This window comes from Pseudomonas sp. IT-196MI5, assembly GCF_949767415.1.
GTDB lineage: Bacteria > Pseudomonadota > Gammaproteobacteria > Pseudomonadales > Pseudomonadaceae > Aquipseudomonas.
Genome location: NZ_CATKPZ010000008.1, coordinates 84,443 through 107,211 on the forward strand (window position 1 = coordinate 84,443; position 22,769 = coordinate 107,211).

17 protein-coding genes and 2 pseudogenes are annotated in these 22,769 nt (G+C 57.8%); 3 read left to right on the plus strand and 16 right to left on the minus strand.

Annotated elements, in window-relative coordinates; translation table 11 throughout:
• Nucleotides 1-353: 353 nt before the first annotated feature.
• Nucleotides 354-989 carry a response regulator transcription factor gene (locus ACM6IK_RS05850; protein ID WP_414873544.1) on the minus strand — a complete coding sequence of 212 codons (636 nt, stop codon included), beginning with the start codon at nucleotides 987-989 and terminating at the stop codon, nucleotides 354-356.
• Between the two features lie 10 nt (nucleotides 990-999).
• Nucleotides 1,000-3,273 carry a PAS domain S-box protein gene (locus tag ACM6IK_RS05855; protein WP_414873545.1) on the minus strand — a complete coding sequence of 758 codons (2,274 nt, stop codon included), beginning with the start codon at nucleotides 3,271-3,273 and terminating at the stop codon, nucleotides 1,000-1,002.
• Between the two features lie 219 nt (nucleotides 3,274-3,492).
• Here ACM6IK_RS05855 and ACM6IK_RS05860 point away from each other — a divergent pair, with 219 nt between their 5' ends.
• The 3 genes and pseudogenes from ACM6IK_RS05860 to ACM6IK_RS05870 all read left to right on the plus strand — a co-directional run.
• Entirely contained in the window at nucleotides 3,493-5,115 is a 1,623-nt protein-coding gene (locus ACM6IK_RS05860; protein ID WP_414873546.1) for an acyl-CoA synthetase, read from the plus strand.
• Nucleotides 5,116-5,233: 118 nt separating this feature from the next.
• On the plus strand, nucleotides 5,234-7,006 hold the full coding sequence (locus ACM6IK_RS05865) for an acyl-CoA dehydrogenase C-terminal domain-containing protein (protein WP_414873547.1): 1,773 nt from the start codon (nucleotides 5,234-5,236) through the stop codon (nucleotides 7,004-7,006).
• Between the two features lie 512 nt (nucleotides 7,007-7,518).
• Nucleotides 7,519-7,726: pseudogene (locus ACM6IK_RS05870) on the plus strand (site-specific integrase); the annotation flags it as partial.
• Between the two features lie 137 nt (nucleotides 7,727-7,863).
• On the opposite strand, the gene ACM6IK_RS05875 reads toward ACM6IK_RS05870, so the two are convergent.
• The 14 genes and pseudogenes from ACM6IK_RS05875 to ACM6IK_RS05940 form a co-directional block, all read right to left on the minus strand.
• Entirely contained in the window at nucleotides 7,864-8,322 is a 459-nt protein-coding gene (locus ACM6IK_RS05875) for an aminotransferase class III-fold pyridoxal phosphate-dependent enzyme (protein ID WP_414873596.1), read from the minus strand.
• Entirely contained in the window at nucleotides 8,289-9,236 is a 948-nt protein-coding gene (locus ACM6IK_RS05880) for an aminotransferase (protein WP_414873548.1), read from the minus strand. Before ACM6IK_RS05880 ends, ACM6IK_RS05875 begins: the two co-directional genes overlap by 34 nt.
• A gap of 266 nt (nucleotides 9,237-9,502) precedes the next feature.
• Nucleotides 9,503-10,684 (minus strand): hypothetical protein, encoded by a 1,182-nt coding sequence (locus ACM6IK_RS05885; RefSeq protein WP_414873549.1) that lies wholly within the window; start codon nucleotides 10,682-10,684, stop codon nucleotides 9,503-9,505.
• 252 nt (nucleotides 10,685-10,936) lie between these two features.
• Entirely contained in the window at nucleotides 10,937-12,175 is a 1,239-nt protein-coding gene (locus ACM6IK_RS05890; RefSeq protein ID WP_414873550.1) for a serine hydrolase domain-containing protein, read from the minus strand.
• A 6-nt stretch (nucleotides 12,176-12,181) separates the two neighbouring features.
• Nucleotides 12,182-13,138, minus strand: coding sequence for an ABC transporter ATP-binding protein (locus tag ACM6IK_RS05895; RefSeq protein WP_414873551.1), 957 nt, complete (start codon nucleotides 13,136-13,138; stop codon nucleotides 12,182-12,184).
• Nucleotides 13,139-13,162: 24 nt separating this feature from the next.
• Entirely contained in the window at nucleotides 13,163-14,194 is a 1,032-nt protein-coding gene (locus ACM6IK_RS05900) for an ABC transporter ATP-binding protein (protein WP_414873552.1), read from the minus strand.
• Entirely contained in the window at nucleotides 14,194-15,078 is an 885-nt protein-coding gene (locus ACM6IK_RS05905; RefSeq protein ID WP_414873553.1) for an ABC transporter permease, read from the minus strand. Before ACM6IK_RS05905 ends, ACM6IK_RS05900 begins: the two co-directional genes overlap by 1 nt.
• Complete coding sequence (locus tag ACM6IK_RS05910) at nucleotides 15,075-16,091, minus strand: ABC transporter permease (protein WP_414873554.1); 1,017 nt, start codon at nucleotides 16,089-16,091, stop codon at nucleotides 15,075-15,077. Before ACM6IK_RS05910 ends, ACM6IK_RS05905 begins: the two co-directional genes overlap by 4 nt.
• A 178-nt stretch (nucleotides 16,092-16,269) precedes the next feature.
• Complete coding sequence (locus ACM6IK_RS05915) at nucleotides 16,270-17,814, minus strand: ABC transporter substrate-binding protein (RefSeq protein WP_414873555.1); 1,545 nt, start codon at nucleotides 17,812-17,814, stop codon at nucleotides 16,270-16,272.
• A gap of 222 nt (nucleotides 17,815-18,036) precedes the next feature.
• Nucleotides 18,037-18,864, minus strand: coding sequence for an XRE family transcriptional regulator (locus tag ACM6IK_RS05920; RefSeq protein ID WP_414873556.1), 828 nt, complete (start codon nucleotides 18,862-18,864; stop codon nucleotides 18,037-18,039).
• 253 nt (nucleotides 18,865-19,117) lie between these two features.
• Nucleotides 19,118-19,767 (minus strand): annotated as a pseudogene (locus tag ACM6IK_RS05925) (Ldh family oxidoreductase); the annotation flags it as partial.
• Between the two features lie 58 nt (nucleotides 19,768-19,825).
• Complete coding sequence (locus tag ACM6IK_RS05930) at nucleotides 19,826-20,725, minus strand: glycine betaine ABC transporter substrate-binding protein (protein ID WP_414873557.1); 900 nt, start codon at nucleotides 20,723-20,725, stop codon at nucleotides 19,826-19,828.
• A 222-nt stretch (nucleotides 20,726-20,947) separates the two neighbouring features.
• Entirely contained in the window at nucleotides 20,948-21,883 is a 936-nt protein-coding gene (locus ACM6IK_RS05935) for an electron transfer flavoprotein subunit alpha/FixB family protein (protein ID WP_414873558.1), read from the minus strand.
• Nucleotides 21,883-22,632 (minus strand): electron transfer flavoprotein subunit beta/FixA family protein, encoded by a 750-nt coding sequence (locus tag ACM6IK_RS05940; protein ID WP_414873559.1) that lies wholly within the window; start codon nucleotides 22,630-22,632, stop codon nucleotides 21,883-21,885. The genes ACM6IK_RS05935 and ACM6IK_RS05940 overlap by 1 nt, the downstream gene beginning before the upstream one ends.
• Between the last annotated feature and the right edge of the window lie 137 nt (nucleotides 22,633-22,769).

The window sequence follows — 22,769 nt, forward strand, 5'->3', positions numbered from 1 at the left end:
CAACCTTCACTTAAAGCGTAGTTGAGTCAGCCATAGGCGATACAGGCGCGGCGGTCAATGCAGGGCAAGTGCCAAAACTGTCCGCCAGGATCTCATGTCACCGTACTGTGCCTCCTGGAGGGAAAATGGTGTACCAAAGCAATCTGGACTCTACGGGCTGTGCTGCATGTTGCGTAGGCGCGTGCTTTTCGCGCCGATTTTGATGGCTGCATCTGCACGAAAGTGTTTTTACACTGCCTCGGCCAGTAGCGGACGGTCGCTGTGAGCCGGTAAATACCGCTTGCCAGTCAACGTCAATCCGCGAGGACCATGATGAAGCAGCCGACAACATTGGAAATATAAAGAGCAAGGGATCAACGCAACTTCAGCGGATCGACTATCTGCGCCGCGATGGCCATGCCCACCAGTTCCGGCAACGTGTCGGCCTGCATGCGTTTCATGACGCGCGCGCGATACAGGTCAACGGTTTTTGCGCTCACGCCCAGTTGCTCCGCGATTTCGCGGGTGGTGTACCCCTGCACCAGCGGTAACATGACATCGCGCTCGCGCGGGGTCATGCTCAGCAAGCGCGCCTGCAAGGCTTCGTGACCCTGGTTGCCCGAACGGTTGGCGGCACAGTTGCTGAGCGCCTGTTGCACGCTGTCCAGCAACAGCTGTTCGTTGTAGGGCTTCTCGATAAAGTCATGGGCACCGGCCTTGAACGCGCGCACCACGATCGGCACATCCGCATGCCCGCTGACGAAGATGATCGGCAGGTTCAGTTGGCGCACACGCATTTCCTCCTGCACGTTCAACCCGCCCATACCGGGCATGCGCACGTCGAGCAACACGCAGGCATCGAGGCTCGCATCGCAGGCATCGAGGAACGCGACGCCACTGGTAAACGGCAAAGCCTTGAGGCCGACCGACTCCAATAACCAGACCGTCGATTCGAGCATGCCCTGGTCATCATCGACCACGTACACAACCTGCTCCGTTACACCTGCCATTACCTGATTCCTATTGTTGTTGTTTTGTCGGGCCGGCCAGCGGCAAGCGGCAACACATCAGCAGCCCGACGGGCTGACGCCGGGCATTCAGTTCGCCACCAAAACCTTCGATGATGCTGCGGCTCATGGACAGACCGAGCCCCAGACCATCGGCCTTGCTGGTGTAGAACGGGGTGAATATCTGTTCCAGTTCCGGCTCGCTGACGCCTGGCCCCTGGTCTCGCACACGGATTTCCACGCAGGCGCCACTGCCCTGCTCCACGGTCATCACGATCTGCGAAGGTAGCCCGGGATGTTGTTCACGGTTGGCATCGATGGCATTGCGCAACAGATTGAGCAGAACCTGTTCCAGCAATACGCGGTCGGCATAAACGGGTGGCAGATTATCCGGCAGTCGATCCTCGATTGTCACTTGGCAATTACTCGCCTCCCAGGCACACAAGCGCACGGCTTCGCGGGCGACGTCGGTCAAGTTCAGCGCCTGCATGCGCCGCTGTCCCTTGCGCAAAAAGGCGCGTAACCGCCGGATCACTTCGGAGGCGTGGGTGGCGTGATGGGTAATGCGTTCCAGGCCTTGCGTCACCTTTGCAGCGGCCTGGGGGTTGGAATCCAGTGTCTGAAGATAGCGCTGGCTCGCATTCGCATAATTGACCACGGCAGCCAGCGGCTGGTTGATTTCATGGGCGATCCCCGAGGCCAGTTCACCGAGGGTGACCAACCGTGCGGTGTGTGCCAGCTCATCCTGATGACGGCGCTGTTGCACTTCCCGCAGCTCGCGTTCGGTCATGTCGCGCGCGACCAATGAGTAATAACGCTCGCCCCCGGCGGAACGGTGCGCCAGCAATACCAGCGACACCGGCACCGATGTGCCGCCACCCGGTGGTTGCAACCGCGCATCGGTGCTCCAGACACCGTCGCGCTCGGCGCTCCGCCAGCCATCGCGTTGCAGGCGCGCAAGGTCGCCGCTGGCGAACAACGCGGCCAGGGCCGGCATGGGTTGTTGCTCATCAATCCCGAGGATCCGGCGCGCGGCTGGATTGAGGTAAGTGACCTGGCCCTCGGGGGCGATGAACAACACCGGATCGATGTTGGCCTCGACCACTTCGGCCAAGCGTCGCTTGTTCTCCTCGGCCTGCACTCGGGCGGTGATGTCCCGGGATACGCTGACGACTTCTACCACTGTCCCGGTGTAGGTTTCCCGGATCGCCCGGCTGGCAGTTTCGAACCACAGGTAATGGCCGTCGCGATGGCGGATGCGATAAGTCATGGTGTGATAGCCATCCTGCTCCAGCGCATCACGCGCGCGCTGCACCAGACCGGCCAGATCCTGGCCATGAAACAGGTCCTGGGCCAATTGCCCGCGCAACTCTTCGGGCCAGTAACCGAGCAAGGTCCAGGATGCCGGTGACGCATCGATAACGTGCCCATCCGGCGTGTGACGGGAAATCAGGTCGGTCGTGTTTTCGATGATCAGCCGGTACAGCCGCCGTGCGGTGGCCGCTTCACGCTCCGCCAGCACTTGAGCCGTGGCGTCGCGGCAACGGGCGAGCACTCGGTTGTCCTGGGGGTCGGGGATGAACGTCCAGATCAGGATCTGCGCTTCAAACTGAGCCTCGACACCTTCGATGGCGCGTTGCTGGTCCAGGCAGGCACGCACCAGCACCCGATGATTGACCGGTAAAAAACCCAACACATCGGTCAGCGACTTCTCGGCGAGCAGCGCCATCAGTGCCGCGTTGAACTCCAGCGGTCGACCTTGTGCATCGAGCAACAGGCTCGGTTGTGGATCGTGGCCCAGCAGCGGCGAACCACGCAGCATGCCGTTGACGCTGCTCAGCAGCGTCGTCAGCAAATCCTGCACCCAGCCCAGCCAATCGAGACTCACGCCCTCGCACACCTGCACCAGCAACAACCCCGGCTGCCCCGGCTGCAAGGCCAGATCGAATACCTGGCCATGGCTGATCGCGGCCCGCCGCAACCGGCCGGACAACCAGCAATCGAGTTGACGGACTTGAGACAGGTCCAGGCGCCCTGCCTCGACCAGATGCTCGAAGAGCAACTGGTCGCTGGCCAGCGCCGGGTCGCCAAGTCCCGGCGGAAAATGCTGGGCGGTGCCCTCATGGCTGTAGATCCGCGCATTGGGCTGCCAACTCAGGTAAACCGCCCGCTGCACCTCGGGGCAATCCTGCAGCGCCCGACACAACGCATCGGCCCGGGCGGCCAGAGACACGCCCTCGCGCTGCAGGCGCAACCAACTGTGCAATCGAACGGGAGCCAGGATCATTGCGGGTCCACTTCGTCAGGGAAACCAAGCATATACCAGCCTTGGCTGGCTGGCGGCGGTGATTTGGAGTCAAAAGAATAAAATATAGTATATATACTATATGACATAGGTTGTACTTCCATACTCACATCAGAATGTTATATAAGGTAATCCGGACTTTGAAGGTGGCCTCGGCGAGGTCAACCATAGAGCTAACAATCAGCCATCGAGTACCCGCACATGTCCATCTATGACCAAGGCCTAGGCCCTTCGGCTGTGAACCACATAGCCTTGTCTCCGCTCAGTTTCATCGAGCGCACCGCCAGCACTTATCCTGATCACCCCGCCGTGATCCACGGTTCGATTCGTCGCACCTGGGCGCAGACCTACACCCGTTGCCGACGCCTGGCCTCGGCGCTGGCCGGTCGCGGTATCGGCAAGGACGACACGGTCGCGGTGATGCTGCCCAACATTCCCGAGATGCTTGAAGTGCATTTCGGTGTACCGATGATCGGCGCCGTGCTCAACCCGCTCAACGTGCGCCTCGATGCCGAGGCGATCGCCTTCATGCTGCAGCACGGCGAAGCCAAGGTGTTGATTACCGACCGCGAGTTCCATGAGGTGATCCAGGCGGCGCTTGGCATGCTCGATCACCCGCCCTTGGTGATCGACGTCAATGACCCGGAATACGGTGAAGGCCAGGCCGCGAGTGACCTGGACTACGAAGCGCTGTTGGCCGAAGGCGACCCGGCATTCGACTGGCAATGGCCGGTCGACGAGTGGCAAGCCATTTCGCTGAATTACACGTCAGGCACCACCGGCAACCCCAAGGGCGTGGTCTACCACCATCGCGGCGCTTACCTGAGCGCATTGGGCAACCAGATGACCTGGGCCATAGGCAACCACCCGGTGTACCTCTGGACCCTGCCGATGTTCCATTGCAATGGCTGGTGCTACCCATGGACCATCACCGCCCTGGCGGGTGTGCACGTATTCCTGCGCCGGGTCGATCCACAGAAAATCCTCACGCTGATCCGCGAGCATCAGGTCACTCACCTGTGCGGTGCGCCGATCGTGCTCAATGCACTGGTGAACATGCCCGAATCAGCCAAAGCGGCCATCGATCACCCGGTCAACGCCCTGGTTGCAGGCGCTGCGCCACCGGCCAAAGTGATCGGTGCCGTCGAAGAGATGGGCATCAAGGTCACTCACGTATTTGGCCTGACCGAAACCTATGGACCGGTGACGGTCTGCGCCTGGCACGCCGAATGGGATGAGTTTTCTCTGGAGAAGCGGGCGCAAATCAAGTCGCGACAGGGCGTGCGCTACCCGACGCTGGAAGGCGTGATGGTCGGCGATTGCACAACGCTGGAGCCAACCCCGCGCGACGGCCAGACCATCGGCGAGATCTTCCTGCGCGGCAACACTGTCATGAAGGGCTACCTGAAGAACCCGACCGCCACTGCCGAAGCGTTCGAGGGCGGCTGGTTCCACACCGGTGACCTGGCCGTCTGGCATCCCGACGGTTACGTCGAAATCAAGGACCGGCTCAAGGACATCATCATCTCGGGCGGCGAGAACATCTCCACCATCGAACTCGAAGGCGTGCTCTATCGCCACCCGGGTGTGTTGGAAGCAGCCGTGGTCGCCCGTCCCGATGAGAAATGGGGAGAAACGCCCTGCGCCTTCGTCACCTTGAAGGCTGATCACCAGGACGTTCGCGAGGCCGACATCATCAGTTTCTGCCGTGAGCATCTGGCCGGATTCAAAGTGCCGCGAACAGTGGTTTTCACGCTCTTGCCGAAGACTTCCACAGGCAAGATCCAGAAGTACGTGTTGCGCGACCGGGCCAAGGCGCTCTAACCCCATCTGACATTGCATCCATCAAGCAGCAGGTGTTTTACCTGCTGCTGCGGGTTCGTGCAGGCCGAATTCGGCAGTGCCCTGCCCATGACACAATCGACCCAACGAGGTTCACGTTATGCCCGAATTCAAAGCTCCGTTACGCGACATGCGCTTTGTGCTGCACGAAGTGTTCGATGCCCCGGCCATGTGGGCGCGCCTGCCGGCCTTGGCCGACAGCATCGACACCGATACGGCAGACGCCATTCTTGAGGAGGCGGCAAAAGTCACCTCGCACCTGATTGCGCCCCTCAATCGCAGCGGCGACGAAGAAGGCGCGCAGTGGCATGAGGGTCGGGTCACCACCCCCACCGGTTTCAAACAGGCTTACGCTACCTACATCGAAGGCGGTTGGGTGGGACTGTCCGGCAACGCCGGATTCGGTGGTATGGGCATGCCGAAAATGCTCGCCGTGCAGTTCGAAGAGATGCTCTACGGCGCCAACTCAAGTTTCGCTCTGTATTCGGCGTTGAGCTCCGGTGCCTGCCTGGCGCTGGATGCCCACGCCAGCGACACCCTGAAAAAAATCTATCTGCCGCCGATGTATGAAGGCCGCTGGGCCGGCTCCATGTGCCTGACCGAGGCCCATGCCGGCACCGACCTCGGGCTCATCCGCACCCGCGCCGAACCTGAGGCTGACGGTAGCTACAAGATCACCGGCAGCAAGATTTTCATCACCGGCGGCGACCAGGACCTGACTGAAAACATCGTGCATCTGGTACTGGCCAAACTGCCGAACGCGCCTGCTGGTCCGAAAGGCATTTCGCTGTTTGTCGTACCTAAAGTGTTGGTCAATGCCGACGGCTCCCTCGGCGCTGCCAACGCCGTGAGTTGTGGTTCGATCGAACACAAGATGGGCATCAAGGCCTCGGCCACCTGCGTGATGAACTTCGACGGAGCCAGTGGCTGGCTGGTCGGTGAGGAGAACAAAGGCTTGGCGGCGATGTTCACCATGATGAATTACGAACGCCTGTCCATCGGCATTCAGGGCATCGGCTGCGCCGAGGCGTCCTACCAGAGCGCCGTCGCCTACGCTCGCGAACGCATTCAGAGTCGGGCGCCCACTGGTGCCGTGACCCCGGACAAACTGGCCGACCCGATCATCGTTCACCCGGATGTGCGGCGTATGCTGCTCGGCATGAAAGCCATGACCGAGGGCGGCCGCGCGTTCGCCAGTTATGTCGGGCAACAACTGGACCTGTCGAAGTTTTCCAACGATGCCAGCGAGCGCGACAGTGCGCAGGACCTGGTTGCGCTGCTGACGCCAGTGGCCAAGGCGTTTTTTACCGACACCGGCCTGGAAAACTGCATCAATGGCCAGCAGGTTTTTGGCGGCCATGGCTACATCCGCGAATGGGGCCAGGAACAATTGGTCCGTGATGTGCGCATTGCGCAGATCTACGAAGGCACCAATGGCATCCAGGCATTGGACCTGCTCGGACGCAAAGTGCTCGCCGATAAAGGCGTCGTGCTTCGCCAGTTCACCGGCGAGATTCGCCGTTTCGCCGCTCAGCCCGATGCACCCTATGCCACGCAGCTGCTCGATGCCGTGCAGCGGCTGGAAGACATCAGCGACTGGCTGCAGGATCGGGCGGCAACCAACCGCAATGAAGTCGGTGCTGCCTCGGTGGAGTATTTGCACCTTTTCGGTTACGTCGCCTACGCCTGGCTCTGGGCGCGTATGGCTCAGGTCGCCCGGCAGAAACGCGCCGAAGACGAAGATTTCTACGATGCGAAAATCGCCACCGCCGACTTTTACATCCAGCGCTTGCTACCACGCATGTTGAGCCTGGAGCAGTCCATTCGGGCCGGCAGTGCCTCGTTGTATGGCCTGAGCGCAGAACAGTTCTAACGATTAAGCCGACGCCCCTGGATCGGGAGTTCAAAATTCCGCTGCCGGGTTGCACGCCCTCTAAACGCGGAAAACCCATGTCACATTCGAATACCCGGCCCATGGCAAACCCCGCTCATGCCCTTACGCTCCGCCGCCCACATTACAGAGCTCACTCCGACTGCCAGCACGGCAGTCGGTGCGCAGGCACCGCTACGCCTGGAAAACTGAAACGCTGCGGCAATCTGCTGGAGAACAGGCACCAGGATTGGACCGACAAAAAATAAAAAGGGGTCGCGAAATAAAATCTCGCAACCCCTTGAATTATATGGTCGGGACGGAGTGATTCGAACACTCGCCCCCTAGCACCCCATCTCCTTTTTCATACTTCTTGAAAGACTCCAGAATTTTACTCTGAATTTTTCCAACCGAGTATTTGCTTGAGCTGCCGCGGTGTTCGGCTCTACGAGAGTCCAGTAACGGCCATCAAGAGCCGACGTTTTTGTGGGGGAAAAGTAGGGGGAACTCATTTTATGGCCAAAATCACCATCAAAGAACTCGAGTCGCTGACCGCCGATGATGCCGGCCGAATCTTCAGGGAGGATGGCAATCTCGCCGGTCGAATCTCAGTCCGTAATGACGGTGTGTCGGTCAGCTTTTTCTATCGCTATCGGTGGGGCGATCAGAACAAAGAGTACGCCTGCGGGTCCTGGCCGCGCAAATCCCTAACGGACATAAAAAGGTGCTTTGTCCTGATGAGACTCCATCCTGACCAGGGATGCCGTCTTGAGCCTCATTTGGCCAAAGGACAAAGCGAGTACGAAGCGGCAGACCGGAGGATTCCGCATTCCGGCTCTGCCTATAGTGAGTGACGTTAACTACTGTGCAGTGTGTTTGAGGTACCAGTGCCGTGTCGCATCCAGAGAAGCCCCGAAAACTCCAAGGATTTCATTGATATCCTTCTCCGTTGAGATCAACGGAGGACAGAATGCCAATGCATCTCCCATGACTCGGTTGATCATTCCACGCTCCTGGGCCTGAGAGGACAGATACCGCCCGAGTCTGCCAACAGCCTCAAAAGGCTCTTTTGTGTGCCGGTCGGCTACCAGCTCAACGGCAGCGATCAACCCCACACCACGAACCTCGCCAACCATTGGATGATCAGCAAACTGCTGAAGCCCTTTGCGAAGGATAATCCCCATTTCAGCAGCATGCTGAACCAGGCCCTCCTCTTCGATAATTTTAAGATTCTCCAGGGCGACTGCAGTCGCTACCGGGTGCCCGCTACCCGTGAAGCCATGCCCTAACGTGCCGATAGAATGGCTCTGATCGGCAATACCTTGGTAACGGCATCGTTGATCAGTATGGCTGCAATGGGCTGATAGGAGGACGACAGCTGTTTGGAAACCACCATGACGTCTGGTTTGATATCAAAGGTCTCGCAACCGAACATATTGCCGGTTCGACCGAAACCACAGATGACCTCGTCCGCGACAATCAAGACGTCATGCTTGCGGCACACCTTCTGGATCTTTTCCCAGTAGGTCTTCGGCGGAATGATCACACCCCCCGCTCCCATCAGCGGTTCGCCATAAAACGCTGCGACCGTCTCAGGGCCTTCCTTGATGATCAGATCATCCAGTTCTCGGGCGAGGCGATCGGCGAACTGTTCTTCTGTTTCACCTGCTCGACCATATCGGTAAAAGTGCGGGCAGCTGACATGCAGGAAGCCCGGCAGGGGAACGTCAAAACCGCGCTGATTTGCCGGCAGCCCAGTGAGACTCGCACTTACGGTAGTGACACCGTGATAGGCGTTCTGCCGACTGATGAACTTTTTCTTGGCGGGCTTCCCCAGAGCATTGTTCCGGTACCACAAAAGCTTAACTACCGTGTCGTTTGCCTCAGAGCCGGAGTTGGTGAAAAACACTTTGCTCATCGGCACCGGAGCCATCTCCACCAATTTTTCGGCGAGTTCGATGCTGGGACGGTGTGCTTTGCCGGAAAACACATGATAGAACGGCAGTGTACGTAGCTGCTTTTCGGCAGCCTCGATCAGCCGCTGGTTGCTGAAACCAAGCGCTACACTCCATAGCCCTGACATCGCCTCGATGTATCGCTTATTTTGATTATCATAAACATGAACTCCTTCTCCACGCTCGATAATGAGGGGGCCATCCGCCTCATGAAGTCGAGCATCCGTATAAGGATGGAGGTGATTTTTAACATCTTTTTGTGCAAGCAAATCCGTCATGATTAATGCCTCGAAGTTGAGAGAGGATTCGTTAAACCAAGGGCCGTGTAGAAACCCAAATTAAATACCCAGGCAACCGCACAAGGCTCCACAGCTACAACAACTTCCTGTCGCCAATAGCCATGGAGCAAAAAGCGGCATAAACACCGTAATCGGTGACCGGACTTACTTGACCAATTCAGGCTCGCCCATAGGTTATGCGCTAAACCTGTGGGAGCCAGCTCGCTCGCGAAAAGGACTTTAGGGCTATTGCCAAAAAAACCGGATCAGAAGTAATAACCGATGTTCATGTACAACTGGTTTTCCCACTGGTTACTACCACCGGCCCCCAGACTCTGGGTGAGGCTGCCGCCACCGATGACCGGATCATTCTTGCCGTACAACCATTCCGTGGCGATCCATAGTTTGCTGAGGGAGAACGAGGTACCGAAAATCATCCGTTGCGAGGTCTTGAAATCGTCCGCGGATTTATCGAAGGCGCTGTAGTTGGCGTACAGCTTCACACCACTGATCTGATCGAACAGGTACTTGCCGCTGACGTCGTAGCTCACATCCGCCACGTATAAGTTGCCGCGACTGGCGACGTTGAAGGTGCCGTCGTAACCGCCGAAAGTCACCAGTTCATCGGTGCCGGGGTTGCGCGGGGACATCTGCTGCCGCGCGGCTTGCAGTTGCACGCCCCACGGGCCGTTTTTGCCGATGTAGTGCACCGCCATGGCATTGCGCCGGCCATCGTTGTTGGTGTCGCGGTTCTCCAGGGACGAGGTCAGGCCAGAGATCCCGACTTCGGACTTCCACGGCCCAAGGTCCAGCGCCTTGGCCACCCGCAGTACCACGGTGTTGCGTTCCTGGTTGTTGCTGCCGTCGGTGACATAGCTGTCCGCTTCGGAGACCACGGTGGAGTAGGTTTCACCGTTGCTGGTGCCTTTGCCCTGCCAGGCCGGGCGCAGGTAATAACCGGCCTGAATATTCCAGTCTCCGCTTTGCTGGATGTACTTGGCACCAACTTCTTCGATGTCTTCCAGTCCCATGACGCTGCCCAGGGTTTGATAGAACGTGCTGCCGAAGTAGGGCTGCAAACCGAACGGCAGCTGGTTCAGGCCGACTTGGACCTGCTGGTCGGGGTTGAACTTGTAGCCGATCCACGCCAACTCGGCGAACTGAACGTCACCGACATTATTTGTATACTTGTAAGGGTAGGCTCGCCCGTAGAAACGGTACTTGGCCTCGCCAATCCAGGTGTCGGAGTTGTACTTGGCGCTGAGGATCGCGGCGTCGAAGTTGAACGTCTGGATGTCGCGATCCGGGTCATAGTCCCAACGCGCCCGAACAGCACCGCCGAGATCGAGGTTGTCGGTAACCTGGATCGCCATCGCAGGGCTGGAAAGGGCGCCCAATAGCGCCAGTGGGGTCAATGAGCGCAAGGCCCGGGTTGTATTCAAGTTCATGGTCGCTCCATCTCTTCTCTAGGTCTTATTTTTTTTGGCAACAACTATCCCGGCCACGGCAAAAGCGCGGTCTGGATAAAAGGGGTAAGGCCCGCCAGGACGAAGGCTGTTAACAGCGTCCAGGTGCGGGCCGGGAGGGTCAGCCGCCGGCGGCCAGCAGGGTCTGGGTGTAGCTATGCAGCGCCTGTATATGGCACCTCTTCATTAAGGCAAGGAGGTGTCTGACAAGCCGCGGTCATTCATACTCCCGCGTCAGCTGCGTTGCAGTTCTTCAACCACAGCGGAACAAGCACGGAAGGTATTCAACGTCCACTCTGGATTGATAAAATCCGGCCAACTGGAAAGTTTTACGATTGCCACTTCAGAAGCCGGATCCCAATAGATACTCTGCCCAAATACTCCACGCGCCGAATAGGTACCTAGTTCACTGTCCAATACCCAGCACTGATTACTGTAGGCCGCGCCAGGAAAGCTCTTGACGTAGAAGCCATAGAGGACTTCAAAAGCCGGTGTGGAACCACGTCCGCATGCACGCACAAACTTCTCTGGAACAATCTGCTGGCCGTTGAAACGTCCACCCTGCAGATACATCTGGGCAAAGCGCGCCAGATCACGCAGCGTGGCGCTCATCCCGCCATCGGCCAATGCAGTTCCAACGCTATCGAGGGTGATATTCGCGTCTTGCTCTGCCCCCAGTCTTGACCAGATTTCCCGGCTCAGTAAAACGGGCAGCCGCTCGCCGCAGGCCCGCTCACAGACCCAGGCCAACATGTCGGTATCCACTGAGCGATACTCAAAGTACTGGCCATGTTCACGGTCTTTACTTAGCGACTTCAACAAACCATAAATGCTGTCAGGTGACTCTCGCTCTCCCCGTTCACGCCAACCCGAGGCGATATCCAACTGGATGAATTCAGCATCCGGATCGGTGTAGTCCTCCCTGAATCTCACTCCCGACCGCATATCCAGAAGATCCTGTACCCGAGCGTCGCCATAACCGCTTGCCGAAAGCTCGGGCACATAGTGGCTGACACGCGCTTGAGGATCGATTTTGCCCTGGCCGATCAACCTGCCGACCAGGCTACCGACGACGGTCTTGGATACCGATTGCAACAGATGCAACGTGTGCGGCTGCATTCCGTTGAAATACTGCTCCGAAACCACCTTGCCTTGATGAAGCACCAAAAAACCATCGGTGTAGCTGTCGATCAAGAAGCTCGCCAGATCGGTTTGTCCGCCGTCGACCCGCTGGAAACGTACGTCGTCCAGTGAGCGTTCGTTGCGCTCGAGTTCGGTGACCGGTCCAGGACTGCGATGAATAGCGGCCACCGGAAACAACTGGCTCATGTGCTGGAACGACCAGCGGTTATAGGGCGGACTGTCCCAATTATGCAGGCCGACTTGCTTTTCCCGGGACGGCGGATAGCCCTGCATCAAACTTAGGTCCTGATAACCAATGCCGGGAGCGGTCATGTCTTTTTTATTGTACATAGGGGTTCAGCTCTCATCGTTCAGAGGGTGGTGGCAAGAAAAGCGGTGGCCGTGATCCTGGGTCTCGGCTGGCACCTCTCGGCGACAACGCTCACTGGCCCGCGGGCAACGGGGCGCGAAGTGACACCCGGCAGGCCGGTTCAAGGGGCTGGGGATCTCGCCACTCAGGATTTGCAACTGGTCACGGCGCTCCGGGTCGATGGAGGGCACTGAATTGAGCAGCGCACGCGTGTAGGGATGACGCGGTCGGCCAAACACCTGCTCCACAGGCCCGGCCTCGACGATGCGCCCCAAGTACATCACCAGCACCTGCTGCGCCAGATACTCGACCGTCGCAAGGTCGTGGCTGATGAACAGGTAGCTCAGGCCATTGTCGGTCTGCAGCGTCTTGAGCAGTTGCAGCACCTGGGCCTGGACCGACACGTCGAGCGCCGCCGTAGGCTCATCGAGGATCAGCAGTTTTGACTCCAGCGCCAGAGCCCGGGCGATAGCGATACGCTGCAACTGGCCACCGGAGAATTCATGGGGATAGCGCTCCATGTGCTCCTCGCCCATCCCCACATTTCCCAGCAGCGTGAGAATGCGCGCGTGCAAGGCGCTACCGCGCAAACCAAAGGCAACCTTCAGCGGCTCGGCAACAATCGCCTTAATCGTCATTTTTGGGTTCAGCGAGGCGTAGGGATTCTGGAACACCATACTCAAGCTCCTGCCCCGCTCCCTGGCATCAGTGGGCAGCGGCCGACCTTCGACCAGAATTTGCCCACTATCGGCTGGCAGCAGACCGAGCAAGGTCGCGGCCACCGTACTTTTGCCACAACCGGATTCCCCCACCAGCGCGACCGTCTCACCGACCTGCACCTCCAGGCTGATATGGTCGATGGCGGTCACCAGGCCGTCGCGGCTGGCGTAGGTCTTGTGCAGCTGATTGACGCTCAGCAGTGCGGGCTGTTTGTTGTTATTCATAGCCGTTTACCTTTCAAAGAAGCCTCACACCTTGACTAACGTGTTGTGGCAAGCGGCCCAGTGTCCCTCGCCGATTTCCACCCTCGGCGCAGCGTGAACGCAGCGTCCCGTGGCGCGTTCACAACGTGGGTTGAAGGCACAGCCAGCCGGGGGAGCCGCCATGTTCGGCACCTGCCCCGGGATGAAGCCCAGGGTCTGGGGTCCCTGCCCCAACTTGGGCACGGTGCCCATCAACTTCAGGGTGTAGGGGTGTGCAGGTCGCTTGAACACCTGGCCCACCGGACCACACTCCACCACTTCGCCGGCATACATCACCGCCACCCGGTCACAGAGCGAAGCCACTACCCCCAGGTTGTGGGTGATAAACAGAATCGCCAGGTCCTGCTCCCGTGCCAGCTTGCGCAGCAGGGCGATAATCTGCGCCTGCACGGTGACGTCCAGCGCCGTGGTCGGCTCATCGGCGATCAGCAGTTTCGGCCGACAGGCCAGCGCCATGGCAATCACCACGCGCTGCAACTGACCGCCAGACATCTGGTGCGGGTACTTGGCCAGCGCCAGAGGGGGGTCGGGCATGCTCACCGCTTCCAGCGAGCTCAGCGCCTCGGCGCGGATTTGTGCCTTACTCAGTTGCCGATGGCAGCCGATGACATCGAACATCTGCCGCCCGATGGTGAAGAACGGGTTGAGCGCCTTCATCGGATTCTGGAAGATCATCGCCGCGCCACCGCCACGCAAAACCGCCAGCTGCGACGCCGACGCGCCGTTGACCTGCTGTCCGGCGACCCTGACACTGCCTCCCAGCCGAGCGGCCTCAGGCATCAATCCAAGGCAGGACATGGCCGTCATAGACTTGCCCGAGCCCGACTCCCCCACCAACCCGAGGATCTCGCCGCGCCTTACCTTGAGGTCGATGCCGCGTACGGCCTTTACGGTCTTGAACAAACCAGGGAAAGACACCGTCAGCCCTTCCACTTCCAGCACCAGGTCTTGAGCTGCGTCGTTATTCGAAGCGGCGAGACGCTCGATAGCAGAATATTGCAAGGATTCGTCGATCATCAGCGCGTCCCCTTCTTTGGATCGAGCACATCGCGCAGCCCGTCACCCACCAGGTTGACGGCCAGCACCAGGACAAAAATCGCCACTCCGGGAAACAGCACCGTCCAGGGATTCTCGAGCAACTGCGAGCGCGACGCTGCGGCCATCAGCCCCCATTCGATCATGGGCGGTTTGGCCCCCAGCCCGATAAAGCTCAGCGAGGCAGCGGCGAGAATGGTGTAACCAAAGTCCATGGAGCCCTGCACGATCACAGGCGTGGTGGCATTGGGCAGTACATGGCGAAGCAAGATACGGCAGTGACTGACGCCCATGGAACGGGCGGCATGGATATAGGTTTCTGAACGAACCCGTACTACCGCACCGCGCATGATCCTCGCGTACCAGGGAAACCAGGAGACAGCGAGCGCTAACATGGCGTTGGCCAATCCCGATCCCAGCGCAGCGGTGATAGCGATCGGCAACAACAGCGGCGGAAAGGCCAGAAACACATCTGAGAGTCGCATCAGCAGTGTATCCACTCGACCACCGAAGTAACCGGAAACAAGCCCAATCGGAATCCCGATCAGCATCGCAATCAGAGTCACGCTCACTCCGATGATCAGCGAGGTGCGTGCGCCATAAAGCACCCGTGAAAGAATGTCGCGACCAAACTCGTCGGTGCCCATCCAGTGTGCCCAGTTGGGTGCCAGCAATTTCTGGGAAAAGACAATCTTGTTCGGTTCATAAGGTGCAAGCCAGGGGGCGAAGACTGCCGCCAGGATTATCAGCAGCAATAACAGCGCGCCGAACACAAACAACTTGTTATCGCAGGCAAACGCCAGGGCCTTGATACGCCATGATGGGGCTCGCGAGGGCATGGACAGGGATACGTCTTGGATACTCATTGGACTCGCAACCTCGGATCAACAAGGTGATACAAGAGATCAACGATCAGGTTGATCGACAGATACGTCGTGGCCAGCACCAGGGTGGCTCCCATCACAGCGGGGAAATCATTCTGGGCAATCGAAAACACCACGAAGCCGCCCAGGCCGGGCCAATCGAAAACGAACTCAACGACTACCGCACCACCGAGCAGGTAACCGAAGGTCAGGCCCACCACTGTCAGGAGCGGAATCATTGTCGCCTTCAGGGCATAGGCGTAATGGATACGCCACTTGGGTACACCGTAAGAAACGGCCGTACGGATGTACTCCTCGGATAGCACCTCCACCATCATGTTTCGGGTGATCCGGGTGACAGTGGCCAAGGTCACGACGACCAGGGTAAGCACGGGTAGCGTCAGGTGTTTGATGGCGCTCCACAGTGCTACGAAATTACCGGCCAGCAGAGTGTCGATCAGGTAAAAGCCTGTCACACGCTCAAAAGGGCTATCGAGAAGAATGGAAGCATCGATACGTCCTTGCAGGGGCAACCAGTTGAGCTTGCCGTAGAACAGCAACTGCAAGCCCATGGCCAGGATGAAAACTGGAAACGCCGTCCCGGCGATGGACCCCGCTCGTGCCACATTGTCGACCAATGAGTTCTGCCGCGCCGCTGAGATGACACCGATCGGCACCCCCAGCACCACCACCCAGAACATCGCCAGGAATGTCAGCTCAAAAGTCGCGCCAACCCGCCTGACCACTTCCTCCACCACCGGCCGCCCGCTGCGCAGACTAGTGCCAAAATCACCTCGCAGAAGATCGCCGATGTAATTGAAGTATTGGATCGGCAGAGGCTTATCCAACCCCAGTTTTTCCCGTGCGACGGCAATCTGCTCAACCGTGGGGTGGTTCCCCAGCATCATTTCTACCGGGGAACCCGGAAGAGCTCGGCTCAGAACGAAGGTGATGGTCAACACTCCCAAAAGAATGAAGAACATCACTATCAATCGCTGAGCTATATACTTCGCCATTTGGAATACCCCTTGTGGCTAAAAAACTTGACCCTGACTTCTTACGCCCTACATAAAAACCCCAAAAGCGGATTAACCCTTGAGGGAATGACCCGGCAAATTAACTAACTGCCCGGTTATCGATTTACATGGCAAATCAGGTATTACACGTACCACTTCATCAAGGACGACTCAGCATTCAGCGATTCAAGTCGTAGTAGAGAATCGCCTCATAAGCAGGATTCAGGCTCTTTTCCATACCCTTGATGTCTTTGCGGGAGACACGTATCTGCTGCACGTCGGCGTACCAGATCGCAGGAGCGTCCTTGGACAGTAGCTGCTGGGCCTGCACGTACTTTTCAGTGGATTGGGCCCGATCACTGCCTTCTAGCGCCGCCGCCTCTTCGATCAACTGATCAAAGCTTGGGTTGCTGTAGTGAGACAGATTGAATAGCGTGGTTTTCTCTGTATGGAACTCACTGAAAAGCCAATCGCTGGGTGTCGGATACGTCGGCCACCAAGCCATGGATTGCATGTTGGGAGCGGTATCCAGCTTCTTTGCCTTATCCCAGATCACACCCCACTCGCCGGGGAGTAACTCCACCTCAACGCCAACCTGAGACGCCGTCGCCTGGAATAGTTCAGCAGCGTTTGCATAGATGCCACTGATGTACTGCATCGAGACCTTCCAGTCCTGCTTAGGTACACCGGAGGCTTCCAACAATTGTCGGGCTTTATCCAGATCGTAAGAGGCCATAGTCACGCTGGCATGCCCCCAGATACTGGTGGGCAAAGGCCCCTTGGGAACGCTGCCGTAGCCATGCAAAATATCTTTGGTGACACTTTCATAGTCCCAGAGGTACTGCAGCGCCTGACGAAATGCCAGGTTGTTCGTAGGGTACTTCTGGGTATTGATCAAAAATTGGAAGTTCTTCCACGAAGGCGCGGTGCTCACCTTGATGGAGGGGTCCTCTCCCAACACCTTGAGCTGATCAAGAGGGATATCCCAGGCGACACCGGCCTCGCCATTTTTGATCATCTGGGTACGGGTGGAGGCTTCGGACACGACCTTCACGATGACCCGATCAAATTGCCCTTCTTTCCAACCGCCCCAGTAGCCATCGAATCGCTCAAGCACCACTTGCTGGCCCTGTTCGACCTGCCCAAGTTTGTAGGGACCAGTACCGATGGCGTTGGGAGCCATCATCCAGTCATGCCCTTTCTCCACCGCCGCCGGGGCAATGATGTAAGCGGCATACTGACCTGCCGCGATCAGATTGGCCGGAGTGGGACTCTTGAACTTGAGCACTACCGTATCGTCAGCGAGGGCCTCGACAGTATCCAGACCGTTCCATACAAATGCAGCGCCCTGTTTCAGCTGCTTGACGTAATCAATGGACTTTTTGACCGCTGCGGCATTAAAGGCCGAACCGTCATGAAATTTAACGCCGTGCCGCAGCTTGAAGGTCCAGGTCTTGCCGTTGTCGCTGCTTTCCCAGGACGTGGCGAGCCCGGGGGAAAACTCCTCAGCACTGCCTGGCGCGTTATATACCACTAGTGTCTCGTAGATATTGCCCAGCACCCGCACTTCCTCCGAAAAAGCCGAGGCTGGATCCCAATCCTTGAAAGAGGCTCGATCAGCGACAACCAAGGTATTGTTTGCCGCATACACCAAACCACTGGTCAACGGCGCAGTAACGGACAACGCCATCAACCCCGCCATTAATGTTCTTTTTAACTTCATCGGTGTTCCTCTTATTTTTATGGTGGGCGCAGCGGATCACTTGTAGAAACAGGCACTCATTGAACTGGAATGAATGATGTGATTGACCGTTAACGAAACTGACTATTGAGCGGTGTACGGCATTATTGATCTGCCGCACAGCCAGCTCAATTTCGCGAGCACGAAGAAAAAAACGCCAGGTGACGCCCAAAAGCGTCACCTGGCGTCAATTTTAAAAAAAGACTAAAACAGCGGAGGGACGAGGTTGAACTCACCTTCTGATGGATGTACCAGCAGCCGCGACCTCACCTCGTCGGGAATCTCAGGGGCATCAATCGGAAAACAGCTGCAACTGGTGAGAGCGTTACGCAGGTCGATCGACTCACCTAGGTGCTCAAATACAATATGGGCACCAAAAGGACGGCGGAAATTGTCACCCGAAACGCCGAGTACCAAGCCGTTGAGAAAACGGAAACGACTGCGGTAGGAGGGATAAAGCGCTGACCAGATATAGCCCCGGGACGAGAGGTACTCGCGCTCGACGATGTAAATCAGATCCGATGAGGCAAAGTAGAACCCACGATATTTATTGATGCCGAAACTGTTCAGCTGGTCATCGCCCAGCCTCATCCGCTCGTAGGTTTTACTCAGGATCTTTTCGCCGGAGCGGGTCAAGCGGGTAATCGACTTGATCACCTCCCCCGGCGCGGAAGGCGACATCAGATAGACAAAGTAGTAACCCTGGTATTTCGACAACGCCTGCGCGGAGCTCGGGAAAAAATCGGCTGGTACCGCACTGTCCGGCTCTCGCGTCGTGCGTTGCCTGTTGAGCAGAGCGCGGAAAGATTCATGCTCGGAGAATATTTCCTCCTCATCCACCCCAAAAAAAGCGCAGATCTTGCGCAGGGTAAAGGACGAGGGAGTCGCTTGCGCTCCCAAGTATTTGTTGAACTGCTGGCGGTTGATATCAAGGGAGCGGCACACCTTCGCCACCGACTTATAATATCCGCAGAGAAGGCGCAAGTTTTGACTGAAGTCTTGCATCGACTGGGATGAACTGGAACTGACCATAAAGAGTATTCCTAACGCCACAATTAACAACACGCTGAACTAATCGTCGCTTGGGGTCACGGTTTCAAAAGCTGAGTGCAAGACTGTGCCTGAAAGTGGCGCAGAAGCTCGGCATTACCAACCCGTGATCGACGCGAGCATTGAGCCCGACCATAGCGTCTCAACAAATACACAAACTTATCCAGCGATTCCTGACGCCTCGGTAGAATTATCATCGGCTGCATATTTGTAATTCGCGCCTATTGCTACCCAAGATGTCACCGCTGCGGTCTTCATTAGCACCACCGGTGCGGGCGAGGCTGGGGTTGGCACGTTGCGCCAGACACCTGGATTGGTGCGGCAGCAGCCGCGCATCATTGGCTACGCATGCGACACGATCGAGCCCATGCCAGGATGCGGCGGCGAAGCCTAGAGGAGCGGTGAGTCAGCCTGTACCACGTAACGTCCGACCGGGTAGTCGTCGATGCGCAGTTCGTTACGGATGCCGTGTTCGCCCAGTTCACCGCTGGTGAAACTGTTGCACTGGCTCAGCGTGGCCATACCATTGGTGTGTGCGGCATGGCACAGCGAATCGAAACACCGATCTACGCCAAGCCGGGCAATTCCGCCTGGGGCATCAGATTTGAGAATAATCGCACCGGCGGAGGTGATGCATGGCTCGGCACGTGGATTGATGCGTCCAGAGGAAAAGCCCGGCAAGTAATCGGCGAGATACAGAAATCCCACGGCCAGGTTACCGCGCGCTTGCGCAGCAACGGTGGCCTGGGCCAATGAGTGGACAACCGCGGGTGAGCAGCCCTTCGATTCGCAGAGATGCTTCACCCAGTCGACCGCTTCATCAAGGGTAAAGCGACGATAGGCTGTGGTCTTCAAGGGTATCGCCTGAATGTTCGTTCGATGCAGCCGATGCCCCTCACGAAAGGCATCGGACGGCAACACAACTATCGGATGGCAACGGCCATTATCGGGACGGTGTCGCGGAAGCGGTCTGGCTGCCGAACATCGTTTCGAAGCGAGGCTTGTTGGCGGCGTAGTACTCTGCAACAACCTTGTCTGCCGAACTGTCACGGGCGGACGACATCAACTTCTCAAGGTCAGCCTTGGGAATCTTGAAGTTGGCGAAGAACCGGGCGACATCGGGATGTTCGGCACTGAAGCCTTTGCGCGCAACCGCGTGGATTTGCTCGGCGCCACCGAAAATCTGCTTCGGATCGTCCAGGTAGCGCAGCGGCCACTTGGCGAACATCCAGTGCGGGCTCCAGGCGTTGATCAACGACCATTTGTCACGCTTGAGGTTGCGATCCAGCTCGCTCAACATCCCGGACTCTGAAGAGGCGACCATTTTATAGCCATCGAGCTTGTATTCTTGAATAGCCTTTTCCGTCAGTTTGTATTGGCCATTGCCCACTTCCGATGTCAGGATCTTGCCGCCAAGCTTTTCCCGCACTTCAGGCTTGTTAAGGTCTTCGACACTGGCGATCTCGCTGGTGGGAATGGACGTTGGCACGGCCATACCGATCCGACCTTCATACAGCACGCCGAGGTCTTCGAGCTTGTCTTTGTATTTGTCGTAGAACGCCTTGTGAGTGCTCGGCAGCCAGACCATCGGGATCAGGTCGATATTACCGTTAGCCAGGGCCTGGAACTGAATACCAATATCGGCGAGTACCAATTTGACCGGTTGTTTCAAATGGTCGCGCAATGCCGTATCTGCCAGCTTTACAGCGATTTCCGTATCCGACCAGTTCACCCATCCGATACGGATAGGCGTGGGTTCCTCGGCGTGGGCCATCAGGCTGCCGGCGGCCATCGCCAGGCCTGCAAGCCAGCCGATACAAGCTTTACTGGATAACGTAATCATGGTGCATCTCCGCGTACTGTATTAATAGTTATTGGCAGGGCAGCAGAAGAATTAACGTTCCCTCATCAAGGCAGAGTGCCACTACACTCCTCGAGGGATTTAATGTTATGCATGGATAAGTTTTAGTTGTGCGAAAACCCTTCATGTATTCCGGTCGTTCGGCCCTCCTCCGCCATTTGGCGGAGCTGATGTGTCTATCTGGAATTGAATGATCAACTCAACTCACAATGCTTTTTCGAGTGCCGGCAATGCCTCGAACAAATCCGCCACCAACATGTAATCCGCCACCTGGGCAATCGGCGCTTCAGCGTCCTGGTTGATCGCAACGATGACCTTTGAACCACTCATGCCCGCCAAATGTTGAATGGCGCCACTGATACCCGCAGCGATGTAAAGTTCTGGCGCGACGATTTTCCCCGTCTGGCCGACCTGCAAATCGTTGGGGGCGAAACCCGAATCCACCGCGGCGCGCGATGCGCCTACGGCACCGCCAAGCTTGTCCGCCACCCGCTCGATCAGGGCGAAATTCTCTTTGCTCTGCATCCCTCGGCCACCGGAAACAACGACGCGGGCGCTCGACAAATCGGGTCTTTCGCTGGCCGTCAGTTGTTCGCTCACGAAACGCACGTTGCTTGCGCTTTGCCCGCCCTCCACCGCCACCACTTCGCAACGATGATCATGGGACAAGGCCTGGGCGAACGCCGAGGCGCGGACCGTGAGCAACTTAATCGGATCGAGGGACTGCACCGTGGCGATGGCATTGCCGGCATAAATGGGCCGCTGGAAAGTGTCCGTCGAAACGATGTGGGTGACATCGGAAAGCATGCCGACATCCAGGCTGGCCGCGACCCGTGGCAGCACATTGCGGCCCATGCTGCTGGCGTCTGCAATGACATGCGTATACCCCTCGGCCACCATTGAAGCGATCAGCGGTTGGGCATTTTCAGCCAAGACGTTTTCGAACATCGCCCCTTGTGCGAGCAGCACCCGATCCAGGCCCTGGGTCAGCGCCGCCTGTTGCGCCACTGCCGACGCGTCCGGCCCGCCCATCACCAGCAAGTCCGTTTCAGCACCCAGCTCGATGGCGGCAGTCACGGCACTCCACGTACCTGCCGTAAGCTGACCTGCACTGTGCTCGGCGAGCACCAATGTGCGCATCAAATCACCCCCGATACGTTTTTCAATTTATCCACCAGCTCGGCCACCGAACCGACGTTGATCCCCGCTTTGCGCACCGCAGGCGGGACAACCCCTAATAATCGAGCGTGTTCCTTCACGCTCACGCCCAAGGTGTCAGCGGCAATGGTTTCAAGCGGTTTTTTCTTGGCTTTCATGATGTTCGGCAAAGAGGCGTAGCGCGGTTGGTTCAGGCGCAAGTCGCAGGTCACCACGGCCGGCATTGTGAGGGCGACCACCTGGCTGCCACCGTCGACCTCACGCTCGACGACCCATTGCCCATCGACATGATTGACGGCTGAGGCGTAAGTGGCCTGACCGCTGCCGATCAACTGCGCGACCATTTGCCCGACCTGGTTGTTCTCCTGGTCGATCGCCTGCTTGCCGAACAGGATCAATTGCGGCTTTTCCTGATCGATCACTTTGCTCAGGTACTTGGCGACATTGAGCGGCTCGAGTACCGCACTCGTCTCGACCAGCAGCGCCCGATCCGCACCGAGCGCCAATGCCGTGCGCAGTTGTTCCTGCGTGGCCGAAGTTCCCACCGAAACCACCACCACTTCGGATGCCAGCCCCTTCTCCTTGAGGCGAATCGCCTCTTCCACCGCGATTTCGCAGAACGGATTCAACGCCATCTTCACGCCATTGAGCTCGACGTCCGAACCGTCGGCTTTCACCCGGACTTTCACATTCGGGTCGATGGCACGCTTTACCGCAACGAGCACTTTCATAGTTCCTGGCATAGCCCCCTTGCACTTTGGATCGATGCGTGATGACCGGCCGCACGAGCCGGACCACCCCTGTTTCGACTGGATGGTAATCCTGGATTTTCCACCACGCAAGAAAAATGTACACCTATGTCTCATGC

What these genes read in the sequence shown, in the direction of transcription:
- ACM6IK_RS05850 (WP_414873544.1), bottom strand. Translation starts at nt 989, where the DNA reads ATGGCAGGTGTAACGGAGCAGGTTGTGTACGTGGTCGATGATGACCAG.
- ACM6IK_RS05855 (WP_414873545.1), bottom strand. Translation starts at nt 3,273, where the DNA reads ATGATCCTGGCTCCCGTTCGATTGCACAGTTGGTTGCGCCTGCAGCGC.
- ACM6IK_RS05860 (WP_414873546.1), top strand. Translation starts at nt 3,493, where the DNA reads ATGTCCATCTATGACCAAGGCCTAGGCCCTTCGGCTGTGAACCACATA.
- ACM6IK_RS05865 (WP_414873547.1), top strand. Translation starts at nt 5,234, where the DNA reads ATGCCCGAATTCAAAGCTCCGTTACGCGACATGCGCTTTGTGCTGCAC.
- ACM6IK_RS05880 (WP_414873548.1), bottom strand. Translation starts at nt 9,236, where the DNA reads ATGACGGATTTGCTTGCACAAAAAGATGTTAAAAATCACCTCCATCCT.
- ACM6IK_RS05885 (WP_414873549.1), bottom strand. Translation starts at nt 10,684, where the DNA reads ATGAACTTGAATACAACCCGGGCCTTGCGCTCATTGACCCCACTGGCG.
- ACM6IK_RS05890 (WP_414873550.1), bottom strand. Translation starts at nt 12,175, where the DNA reads ATGTACAATAAAAAAGACATGACCGCTCCCGGCATTGGTTATCAGGAC.
- ACM6IK_RS05895 (WP_414873551.1), bottom strand. Translation starts at nt 13,138, where the DNA reads ATGAATAACAACAAACAGCCCGCACTGCTGAGCGTCAATCAGCTGCAC.
- ACM6IK_RS05900 (WP_414873552.1), bottom strand. Translation starts at nt 14,194, where the DNA reads ATGATCGACGAATCCTTGCAATATTCTGCTATCGAGCGTCTCGCCGCT.
- ACM6IK_RS05905 (WP_414873553.1), bottom strand. Translation starts at nt 15,078, where the DNA reads ATGAGTATCCAAGACGTATCCCTGTCCATGCCCTCGCGAGCCCCATCA.
- ACM6IK_RS05910 (WP_414873554.1), bottom strand. Translation starts at nt 16,091, where the DNA reads ATGGCGAAGTATATAGCTCAGCGATTGATAGTGATGTTCTTCATTCTT.
- ACM6IK_RS05915 (WP_414873555.1), bottom strand. Translation starts at nt 17,814, where the DNA reads ATGAAGTTAAAAAGAACATTAATGGCGGGGTTGATGGCGTTGTCCGTT.
- ACM6IK_RS05920 (WP_414873556.1), bottom strand. Translation starts at nt 18,864, where the DNA reads ATGGTCAGTTCCAGTTCATCCCAGTCGATGCAAGACTTCAGTCAAAAC.
- ACM6IK_RS05930 (WP_414873557.1), bottom strand. Translation starts at nt 20,725, where the DNA reads ATGATTACGTTATCCAGTAAAGCTTGTATCGGCTGGCTTGCAGGCCTG.
- ACM6IK_RS05935 (WP_414873558.1), bottom strand. Translation starts at nt 21,883, where the DNA reads ATGCGCACATTGGTGCTCGCCGAGCACAGTGCAGGTCAGCTTACGGCA.
- ACM6IK_RS05940 (WP_414873559.1), bottom strand. Translation starts at nt 22,632, where the DNA reads ATGAAAGTGCTCGTTGCGGTAAAGCGTGCCATCGACCCGAATGTGAAA.